8 protein-coding genes are annotated in these 10,957 nt (G+C 32.1%); 2 read left to right on the top strand and 6 right to left on the bottom strand.

The window, feature by feature from the left end:
• Positions 1-461: 461 nt before the first annotated feature.
• A complete protein-coding gene (locus Q0543_RS14215) occupies positions 462-1,205 on the top strand; it encodes a hypothetical protein (protein WP_299254479.1) in 744 nt (247 codons plus the stop codon).
• Positions 1,206-1,916: 711 nt separating this feature from the next.
• On the opposite strand, the gene Q0543_RS14210 is transcribed toward Q0543_RS14215, so the two are convergent.
• Positions 1,917-2,636, bottom strand: coding sequence for a TerB family tellurite resistance protein (locus tag Q0543_RS14210; protein WP_299254476.1), 720 nt, complete (start codon positions 2,634-2,636; stop codon positions 1,917-1,919).
• 419 nt (positions 2,637-3,055) lie between these two features.
• Here Q0543_RS14210 and Q0543_RS14205 point away from each other — a divergent pair, with 419 nt between their 5' ends.
• Positions 3,056-3,277 (top strand): hypothetical protein, encoded by a 222-nt coding sequence (locus Q0543_RS14205; protein ID WP_299254473.1) that lies wholly within the window; start codon positions 3,056-3,058, stop codon positions 3,275-3,277.
• Positions 3,278-3,327: 50 nt separating this feature from the next.
• Here Q0543_RS14205 and Q0543_RS14200 read toward each other — a convergent pair whose 3' ends face one another.
• From Q0543_RS14200 to Q0543_RS14180, 5 genes are all read right to left on the bottom strand, one after another.
• Complete coding sequence (locus Q0543_RS14200; protein ID WP_299254470.1) at positions 3,328-4,830, bottom strand: PAS domain-containing sensor histidine kinase; 1,503 nt, start codon at positions 4,828-4,830, stop codon at positions 3,328-3,330.
• A 141-nt stretch (positions 4,831-4,971) separates the two neighbouring features.
• Positions 4,972-6,489 carry an ATP-binding protein gene (locus Q0543_RS14195; RefSeq protein WP_299254467.1) on the bottom strand — a complete coding sequence of 506 codons (1,518 nt, stop codon included), beginning with the start codon at positions 6,487-6,489 and terminating at the stop codon, positions 4,972-4,974.
• A 1,121-nt stretch (positions 6,490-7,610) separates the two neighbouring features.
• On the bottom strand, positions 7,611-8,915 hold the full coding sequence (locus tag Q0543_RS14190) for a sorbosone dehydrogenase family protein (RefSeq protein WP_299254464.1): 1,305 nt from the start codon (positions 8,913-8,915) through the stop codon (positions 7,611-7,613).
• A gap of 35 nt (positions 8,916-8,950) precedes the next feature.
• A complete protein-coding gene (locus Q0543_RS14185; RefSeq protein ID WP_299254461.1) occupies positions 8,951-9,301 on the bottom strand; it encodes a hypothetical protein in 351 nt (116 codons plus the stop codon).
• A gap of 45 nt (positions 9,302-9,346) precedes the next feature.
• Positions 9,347-10,864 (bottom strand): ATP-binding protein, encoded by a 1,518-nt coding sequence (locus Q0543_RS14180; protein WP_299254458.1) that lies wholly within the window; start codon positions 10,862-10,864, stop codon positions 9,347-9,349.
• Between the last annotated feature and the right edge of the window lie 93 nt (positions 10,865-10,957).

Genomic DNA, 10,957 nt, shown 5'->3' with positions numbered 1-10,957 from the left:
GGAAAATAACAGACGATCACTGAGCAGATATTTGCTGCCTGAGAACTCCAACAAGGGCGTGTGGGATGCAGACGTTAGGCGAATTGTAGTTAGCAACTGTGCAATAATTCTCGCCCTTGTCGGAGTTCCCAAGGCCTCACAAAACAATTAATGATCGCATCATTCCCCTTGGGTCTCCGACAAGCCTATGTTAGAGAGCAATCAGCCAAAACAAAATAAGAAACTTTTTTCACCACGTTTTTATAACACATAAATGCGTTCTTCGCCGACAGCTTGTCGGAGACTCAGGGAAATAACAGTCACTCATTGAGCAGATATTTGTTCCCTGAAAACTCCAACAAGGTCAAGACTACTAACAGCAATTCAACAAATCCTCTTTATGGCCTTTCCCCCAAAACATACAACCTAAAATAAAATCACGTATCTTGCTATTGAATTTAAAACCATAATCCTCTACAAAAATGTCTGCTCTAGCAATTTTCGGAATTTGTATTTTAATAACGCTTGCCTTAATCATTATCCCTATTCTTTTTATTGGTGAGGGTTTAGTTATGTTGGTTATTATATTTCCTTCCATATTTGCAAAAGCAGTAACGGGCGAACGCGGAGTGGATTTTGGAGGTAAATCGTTTGTTTATTCCATCTTTTTATTTTTGTTTGTAGCCATAGAAATAGCGCTTATGGCCTCCGTGTTTTTTGGCTTTTACTGTTTGTTTTTTGGTTATCCAATAACCGAAGCAACTAATAGCTTAGTTGAAACTGCCTTTAGTGACACAAAACTCAATTGGCTGCTTCACATCAATCAGCTATTATTCATTATGATAAGTCTTTTTTTAGGATTATTTATATACAACTCCATTAAACGTTCAGAACAGATTAAAAAAATGAGTCGAACACAAATGCTACTTTATAGACTGTTACCGATTCTTTCATTTCCAATTGGCTTTGTGTATTTATATTCAACCTTACACTATTTAGAAGAATATCCATCTGCAGCCAACATAAGCAGCCCAGCAATTGTAGCTGGTTATTTGTATGCCCTTTACATTATCCATGCACTCTTTCGTTCTATTTCAAGTTATATCACGTTAATACGTTACAATATAAAAAGCATTGCTCCGTATAATTGGCTTATGTTTTTTATTGGGCTTTTTTTTAATTCTACTTTTTTATATTTCTTCTATCAAATTAATTCGCACATTTAGTTCAATGAATAGAAGAATAACGAAAAGCACACACCCGATCTTGTCAAAATTTTCATACCTCAAAAAATAGACTCTGAACGTATCTTTCCAATTTTACTATTTGGAAAATTAAATTAAGTAAGCCTCTTCCAAAAAAAAATATTTTTAGACAACTTTCGTATTTAATAACTATTCATTATTGGAAATTCTCCAACAACCTGTGGAGGCCTGAAAAATATATCAAATGCGAACTTGGACAATAATAGAAAAACTGATTGAATAAAAATTTCAAAGGCTATTAAAAAATCAAATATTAAATCTCATAAAATCACTTTTGTAGAATATCGTCAAACTACTACGCCAACCAAATACCTTATACTTTTAAAGACAACAATCACTACCCAAACTATTGTTAATCCAAATAACTAATCATTAAAAAGGCAAGCATTATAATTTTTAAATGATTGTTGTATATTAGGCATAATTTAAATCAAACCTTCATCTTTGAATATTTTCAAATGAGATTCAGCGATTATTCAAATTACGATGATTACGACGACGAATAAGCATAGCTGTTGAATACACATTCAGATATAATATTCGTTTGAGATTGCACACAATTAGCCTTTGAAATTTAAAGCAAAAACGATGTGTTTATAAAATAAAATTTCCAGACAACATGATCCTTGCCTGGAAATTTTATTTTATAAATGGGTGGATTTTTTATCCGTGCTATTGAATGGCTTTTTTCAAAATAGAACCAAACCCTCCATATTCTTTAACGCCACTTAGATTGGCTAGTATTGAACCCAATCCTCCAATTCGGCCGCCTTGTATGACACCCAATAATGTACCTCCTAGCCCACCACCTAAGCCGCCCTTTTCTAAACTTCCAGACTGAACTTTATTAGCAACCATTTTAGAAAGTATGAAAGGTGCAGATAAACCAATCAATCCCTTTACCATACTCGTTATCGGAATATTGACATCACTAAGCATTTGCATAAAACCATGTCTTTCAAAAAAACCTTCATCTGTAGCATCTTCGGGAGAACTTACTATTGCATGACTCTTTTCTAGTATATGTGCTAATACCTTCTTTTGCTCATCAGTAATGTCAAGATACGTGCAAATATCTTTTATCTTTTCTTCTTCGTCTACCGTATACTTCCCATCTGACTGCGCGAAACTGATAATATCTGCTATCAAAGAAAACCGCAAATTACTTTGTTTTAATACAGACAACTGTTCCGTTAAATGTGTATTGTTAGGATCTTTTGCAGCTTCTTCAGCACTACTCCTACTAATGGCTGCTGCATCAGATAAGGCTGCGAGATAATCTAGTTCGTCTTTCGTAGCGCTGCGATCAGCTGTAGCAATAGATGCAATGACAACTATGTAGGCTTCCTTTTCTTTTGTATTATATGTACTTAATAATGCGACTTCGTTCATGACTCATTTAATTTTTTACATGAATAATATACAAAAACCTTGCAAACTATATCGAAGATAAAAGCATAAATATTTTCTATACGTATAGTATTTATTTAACACCCTCCTTTAGCATAACAACTCAAATAACCGCATCATTCAAACATACTTATCAGTCAGGTGATCCTATTAAAAATTAGCCCTTTGTTTTAAGAATTTTTATCCCATAAAATACTTCATTCTTTCTCAAATCTCTATGTTTTCCCCGAAAGGAAATATTCGAACATATTGAATGAACCCCTCAATTAATAATAATGCCCAATTTTACTTTAGCACATAATTGATCAAAATGGCTTTTTTACAACAAAAGGATTAAAAAGTATAAGCATACATTCCTATTTAATTCGGAATTTTGACATATCAAATTATTTCAATTAGCTATGGAAAAGTTATTTTATAAAGTATTCGTTCAAGAAGACGACAAAGAAGTTCAAAAAATAATCTTAGAAGATTATAAAGATAATAACTATAAAATTAGTTTTTTCTCAAAATCAGATTCTGTTTTTGACTTGCTAAATTTCAATCCCGACATTTTGGTTCAAGACTATCTAAAAAATAAAATTGTAAATTGTTTGGAATGGTCTACTCCATATAATTATTAAAACATAATATTTACACCTACTGCCTATTTATTCTAACAAAAAAACATACATTAAATAGGCAGTAGTACTTTAAAGATTGTACCTACTCCTACTTCACTTTCCACTTCAATTCTACCTCCCAAGGAATCTACTTGTCTTTTTACTAGATGCAAGCCCAATCCTTTACCTTCAACGTGGAAGTGGAAACGTTTATAAAATCCAAAAAGCTTATCTTTATATTTTTCTAAATCAATTCCAATACCTTTGTCTGCTACTTCAATGCACATTAATCTTTCCGTTATACCATAAGATTTAATAGATATGTTTGGAACCTTACCCGCCTGATGGTATTTCAATGCATTGGATACTAAATTATATAATATATTATGAATAAAACTTTTAAGTGACAATGCAACAGCGTGTTTTGAGAAATCTACAGAAATAGTCGGATTAGTTTGCTTTATTTCAGCTTCCAATAAAAACAATACAGTCTCAAACTCATCACCCAAATCAATCGGCGCCAACGCAGATTTTATGTCGCTAATAGATAGCAAATGATTTAAATCTTTAATGACACTATCTAAATGATTTGCAGATTTCGTCATATGTGATACAATTTCATTTTTATCAGATACACTTTCATAATCATTCCCTAATAAATTAAGTAATCCCATGAGTGTGACAATAGGCGCTCTCAAATTATGTGAAATAATATACGAATATTGATTAAGCTGTTCATTTTGCTGGAGCAATTCTGAATTTGCTTTTTCTAATTTTGATTCATATTCTTTTCGTTCCGTATCATCATTACCTATCAATGAAACGCCCACCAATTCGCCTTTACGATAAACAGGTTGCAACATTATATCTAAAATAAAAGGTTTATCCTTATAAATATATTCTCTTGTATAAGAAATAATTTCACCTTGCAATACTTTTTTAAAATTTTCATTAAATTCCTCTCTATTTTCTTCTTTCAAATAAGCATCAAAACGTTCGCCCAAAGCAATAAATTTACCAAATAAAAATATACTCTTGTCGTAAGATGCTCTATTGAACCAAATAAATTGACTTTCTTTATCAAACAAAGATATAATCTGTGATGAACCCTCAAATAATGCAGATAACTTTTGTTCGCTTTTGATGGCTTCCTTATTGGCAAGCACTTGTGATGTGGTTTCTCTACCTACAAAATATGCATATTGAACCTCCCCCAGTTGATTTTTAATTGCAGACATGTGATTCAAAAAATACTTATACCCTGAACTCACTTCCCCTTCAGCTTCATACACACATGTTTCTCCAGTAGCAAAAACGGTATCCAAAACATTCTTTAGTTGTTCTTTCATTGATGGTGGAGCAATATCAAAAATATTCATCCCTTTGTATTTATCTAATTGCTCAGAAGGAACACTAGGAAAATGAGAAAATATAATATTGGCATTTAAATCTAATTGAAAAATAATATCTAGCGAAGATTCTAAAAATAATTTATCAATATTCAATTGAGTTTTCTTTTCATACCCCTCAATGATTAATTTCAATCTGTTAATTTCTTCATTTAAATCTTCCATAGCTGAAAATTTGCAATTCGTATTGATAAATATCAAATGTTTATTTTTACTTTATTTTAATCTGCTAGAAAAAGCAACACCACATGCTTAGCCAAGCATACTCGATTAAGCCCGAGATACGATATATTTTTTTTACTCATGTTATTCTTCAGGTAAATATATTTTAAACGTACTACCTATTCCAACTTCACTTTCAATTTCAATCGTTCCGCCTAATGCATCTATGTGCTTTTTTATTAAATGTAAACCAAGCCCTTTACCTTCTACATGAAAATGGAATCGCTTATAAAATCCAAAAATTTTATCTTGATACTTTACCAAATCGATTCCAATACCTTCATCTTTGACTTCTATACAAATTCTATTATTTGATGTATGATATGATTTTATAAAAACTCGAGGAGGTTTTCCGTATTTACAATATTTTAGTGCGTTGGACAATAAATTAAATAAAATATTATGAATATAACTTTTAAGAGAAAATACTGTACGGCAATCTGAAAAATCAAAATCTATGAAAGCGTTAGATTGATGAATTTCTCTTTCTAATAAAAACTGCACAATTTCAAATTCTTCTTTTAAATCCACGTGTATCATAACCTTTCGCTGGTCATTTACCGTTAACAAATGATTTAAATCTTTAATTATTGTATCCAAATGATTCGCCGTTTTTGTTATGAGCGGAACCATTTCATTACGCTCAACATTACTAGTGCTTTCTTGATCAAACAACTCAATCAAGCCCATTAACGTTACTATAGGTGCTCGTAAATTATGTGAAATGATGTATGAATATTGATTGAGTTGTTCATTTTGCTGCAACAACTCATTATTTGCTTTTTCTAATTTAACCTCGTATTCTTTCCGTTCCGTTTCGTTCGTTCCAATTAATGAAACGCCAATTAATAATCCATCTTGATATACTGGTTGCAATAAAATCTCTAAAAATATAGTTTGCCCCTCATACAAATATTCTCTATAATAGGAAATTGTTTTACCCTCCAAAACACTATTAAACTTAATCAAATAATCTTTTCGGTTTGCCTCAGGCAAATAATCAGAAAAACAATCTCCGACAGCAATATACCTGCCGAATATGTATATACTGTCGTCGTAAGCAGCTTTATTAAACCAAATAAATACATTATTGATATCAAATAATGCTATAATTTGTGATGATCCTTCAAACAGTGCTTTTAATTTCTTTTCGCTTTCAATAACTCTATAACCAGAAGTTCGCTGTTGCGTTATTTCTCTACAAACAAAATAGGCAAACTCTACGTTGCCGTATTCGTTTTTTATTGAAGATACTTGGTTCAAATAGTATTTGTAATCCCCCCTAATTAACCCTTCGGTTTCGTACACATAAGACTCACCTGTTTCAAAAACAGCAACCAACATTTCGCGCATTTTATGAGTCATCGGAATGGGTTCAACATTAAATACGTTTAATCCAATATATAACTTCAATTTTTCAGCAGACCAGCCAGGTATATTAACTGCAAAAATGTTGTAGGAAGAATCTACTTGCACAATAATATCAGGTGACGTTTCTGAAAATATTTTATACGCACTGAGTTGACTATTACTTTTCAACTCTGCATTTTCTGCTTTCAATAATAAATTTTCCTTCTGTAATTCCTCAAGGGTAGTCGCCATATAGAAAGCTACTTATAAGTTTGCACATAAAAAATTATTTTCTTTTCAAAATGTATTTTATCAACTCACATTTCAATAATCAACATAGAAATGAACGATTCATTATTCCGTATCAAATAATAGTTGCGGATATATTTAAAATCCCTAAGACCTTTTTAAATCCCTAAGACCTTTTTTTACTTAACTCTCAGGAAATGCATCCCAACCCGTTAACATTTGTTAATAATTTAAATATCAAACAGTTGTGATGGATAAATTTTGTTTAATCTTAGTATATTAACAACTCATTATTATAAAACATGTTGATGCCTACATTTAAACTTTACGTAATTTGTGCCGCAATTACGTTTATACTTTTACTAGTTATAACAATACTTTCTGAAGGTGGATTTGTTTTTGCATTATTTTACATCAACGTTCTTTTCGTACAGTTGATCACACCAAATATGGCGGATGAAAATGCCATGGGTTTGGCATTACTATTTTTCATTATAGAAATAGTTCTATCACCCACAATTTTATTTGGCGTATGCAAAATTTTAATATCTAAACCACAATAATTTATCACGCTATTTAATACCCACACTAAAGTGGGCCTGTAGTCTTATAGAATAAAATGGCATTAATTGCGTTCTTCTCTCATGCTTGCATAAAAATACCATACATAAATCAACTTATCCACTCAACCTATAAAAATACACTCATGTTAACTTTCGGTCTTCTTATAATTAGTTTTTTTATTGCGTTAATTGTTCTTATACTATTATGGGTAATAAGTGAAGGTGAATTTTTTGCTACTTTAGTTCGCATCCAATACATTATTTTCAGAATCTTCACTGGCGAGCGCAACGAGGAAGATGCCTTCACCTGGGCCATTATTTTTGTTGTAATTGAATTGTTGTGTTCACCAGTACTCGTTTTTTATCTATTGAAACTTTTATAGTAGATTATTAACAGTAGCTTAAAACAATCGAAATTATTTTAAAGCAAACTATTAAAGTAGATAAATATAGTACTCTGAAATGGTTCAATCAAAATCTATGCATTTATTACTAATCAAAAAAGCGATATAACAAAAGATTACATCGCTTTTTTGATTGGTAATTATTCCGGAATGAGTGTTACTTCTTGCTCACTCTCCAAATTGTATTTGCAGAATCATCTGCCACCAGAATGGATCCATCTGGAAGCACTGCAATGCCTACAGGTCTGCCATATACTTCATTTTCATTAGCAACAAAACCCGTTAAAAAGTCTTGAGGTTCTCCAGAAGGTTTTCCGTTTTTGAAAGGAACGAACACAACTTTATATCCTGCAAAGGTAGACTTATTCCAAGATCCATGCTGACCAATAAAAGCGCCTCCATGATAGTTCTCAGGAAATGTATTTCCTGTATAAAATGCCAATCCAAGAGAGGCTGTATGAGAGCCTAATGACACTTCCGGTACAATTGCTGTTTTAACTAAATCCATTCTTTCACCATTCATTCGAGGGTCTACATGTTGCCCCCAATAAGAATATGGCCAACCATAAAAACCACCTGCTGTAACACTCGTTAAATAATCGGGGACCAATTCGTCCCCCAACTCATCGCGTTCATTTACGGCTGTCCAAAGCACGTTTGATTCAGCATTAAATTCCATACCAACAGGATTTCGCAACCCAGAGGCAAATACCTTCTTATTACTTCCATCCAAATTCATAACCAATATATTGGCGCGCATCACTTCATCGTCTATGCCATGTTCTGCAACATTACTTGAAGAGCCAACTGTTATAAATAATTTATCTTTTGATTTGTTGGTAATAAGATTCCGTGTCCAATGATTGTTATATCCATTTGCAGGTAAATCTGTTATTTTTTTACCGGTAGCTGTAATATTCGTTTGCCCTTGTTTATAGGGAAATGCTACAACGCCGTCCGTATTTGCTACATAAAATATTTCCCCGACCAAAACCATTCCCAAAGGCTGATTCAAGTCCTTCAAAAACACTTCTCTCATTTCAAATATGCCATCTTTATTTGCATCTCTAAACAAGGTGATCCGATCAGCACTTCCAGAACTCATTCTTGATTTTGAATTTCCACTTACAAATGCTGCTGCTGCTTTCAAAGCTCCTTTCGTTCCTGCTTCCGCAATTAACACATCACCATTTGGCAACACATATATCCATCTTGGATTTTCCAACTTATCTGAAAACTTCTGAACAACAAATCCCTCTGGAGCAACAGGCATATTACCGTCTGCCCAACCAATTGCTTTACTAAACTTCTTGGCAGATTCGGTCGCATATGGCTGAGCCAAAATGCTACTTGAATCTACAATGGAAACAGTTCCATTGTTAGATTTTTCTGAAACAGTTACAGGACTTGAACAGGAGCAATAAATGCTCATTAAAATTATAACTAAAATAAATCGTTCCATTAAATATGTATTTTATGCTGTCTAATAAAAAAAACTTATTCAGAAATAATAAGTGTTACCTTATTTACTTTATTTAATTCAAGATTTTCCAATTTTTCCCCAGCTCCAAAATTGTTTTTATCTCCTTTTTCTGCACTAACATAATAGTTCAACTCTTTTAGATCTTGGAAATAAATCTGTCCTTTCGCATCGGTTTTGCCACCCGCTACAGGATTCGTGCTTTTTTCATAATCTTCCTTATTAGCATACAAAGTTACGGTAACGTCCTTTTCAACGGAGCCTAAACCATTACGTACAGTTAATTTTACACTTGTAGGAATTAATTGTACAGTAAATGAACTAAGCAAAAATAATATAACAAATAGTGAGTAGATTTTAGTTTTCATATGTTTTGTAATTAAAATACGTGTTTATATGAATATACAAAAAAATCAGACAGGTAAAAATATTTTAAAGATCGTGCCCTCATTAATTTTACTTTGAACCTCAACCCTACCGCCCAATAAATCAACTTGTTTTTTGACTAAATGCAATCCCAAGCCCTTGCCCTCCACATGAGAATGGAATCGTTTGTAGAAGCCAAATAGTTTATTGCCATATTTATCCAAATCAAGGCCCAATCCATTGTCTTCGCATTGGATACAAAATTCCTTTTCGTTTTCTAGATAACAACTAATGTGCAAAACAGGCAATACGTTTGTACGTTTGTATTTAATGCCATTTGAAATTAAATTATACAGAATACTGTGAACATAACTTTTAATTGAAAAAAAGTTATGGCATTCCCCAAAATTATATATTATTTGGGCGCTGGCATTATGAATTTGTGTACTTAATAAAAATTCAATTACTTCACATTCCTCTTTTAAATTAATTTTAGTAAGTAAGTCACCTTTTTGCTCCTCATGCGAAATAACTTCTGTTAGATCTTTAATAATCGTATCAAAATTTAATGCAGATTTATAAATAAGTTGCATCAACTCTTCTACTTGTTGAGAGTTATTTTTTTCATGTTCAAACAACTTTACCAAACCCATTAGCGTTGCAACTGGCCCCCTTAAATTGTGAGAGATTATGTGTGAATAATGATTGAGCTGTTCATTTTGACTAACCAACTCTAGATTTATTCTTTTTAAATAATCTTCATATTCTTTATGTTTCGTAACATTTATGCCGGTTAAAGAAACTCCCACAACTTCTGTTTCCTCATATATCGGACTTAATGTATACTCAATATATATGCTTTTTTTATTTACCGTTGCATTACGTGTGTAAATAACATTTTCTCCATTTATAGCTCTATTGAAATTAGAAATAAATAAATCGCGCTGGCTTTTCTCAATATAAGATTCGGCAGACTCTCCCATTACTAGTAATCTTCCCAATATTGCTGGACTTCTATCCAATGCGTTTTTATTAAACCAAACAAAATTTCCTTTTAGATCTAATATTGTTAAAATCTGAATTGAATTTTCATATACTGTTTTTAACTTTCGTTCACTTTCTAATAATATTTTTTCTGCTTTTTTTTGAGTGGTTATATCTTTACTTACAAAATAGGCAGAAACAATCTCATCCAACTCATTACGAATAGGCGCCACATAATTATCATAGTACCGATAAGCTCCTAATGTGATTCCATCAGACTCGTATTGCACCACTTTACCTTGTTCATAAACGTCTTCTAAAGCGGCAACCATTTTTTCATGTGCATAAACTGGTGTTATGTCAAAAATGTTTTTCCCAACCAAGGCTTGCAATCGCTCCTTAGGAATGGATGGGATATGAATAATTAAGACCTTGTAAGATAAATCTAATTGAATAATGATATCTGGAGATGAATCTAGGATAACTTTATATGCATCTGATTCTATTTGATTTTTTAAACGCAAAACCTCTGCTTTTAAAAATTCGTTTTCCGACCTTAAACTCTCTATTTCAGAAGTCATTTTATACAAATTAAAAAAAATACCTATTGTTAGTAACCGGTGGATTCTAATCATAAATGCAACACCCCTCCATTTTCAATCGTTTTCGAATAA

Origin of the sequence: uncultured Cytophaga sp. (genome assembly GCF_937863595.1) — a bacterium.
In the GTDB taxonomy this organism is placed as follows: Bacteria; Bacteroidota; Bacteroidia; order Cytophagales; family Cytophagaceae; genus Cytophaga.
This window is presented reverse-complemented; position numbering and strand designations above follow the sequence as displayed.

Coding starts and splice junctions, on each gene's coding strand:
- Q0543_RS14180 (WP_299254458.1), bottom strand. CDS start 10,864: ATGACTTCTGAAATAGAGAGTTTAAGGTCGGAAAACGAATTTTTAAAA.
- Q0543_RS14200 (WP_299254470.1), bottom strand. CDS start 4,830: ATGGAAGATTTAAATGAAGAAATTAACAGATTGAAATTAATCATTGAG.
- Q0543_RS14185 (WP_299254461.1), bottom strand. CDS start 9,301: ATGAAAACTAAAATCTACTCACTATTTGTTATATTATTTTTGCTTAGT.
- Q0543_RS14215 (WP_299254479.1), top strand. CDS start 462: ATGTCTGCTCTAGCAATTTTCGGAATTTGTATTTTAATAACGCTTGCC.
- Q0543_RS14195 (WP_299254467.1), bottom strand. CDS start 6,489: ATGGCGACTACCCTTGAGGAATTACAGAAGGAAAATTTATTATTGAAA.
- Q0543_RS14210 (WP_299254476.1), bottom strand. CDS start 2,636: ATGAACGAAGTCGCATTATTAAGTACATATAATACAAAAGAAAAGGAA.
- Q0543_RS14190 (WP_299254464.1), bottom strand. CDS start 8,915: ATGGAACGATTTATTTTAGTTATAATTTTAATGAGCATTTATTGCTCC.
- Q0543_RS14205 (WP_299254473.1), top strand. CDS start 3,056: ATGGAAAAGTTATTTTATAAAGTATTCGTTCAAGAAGACGACAAAGAA.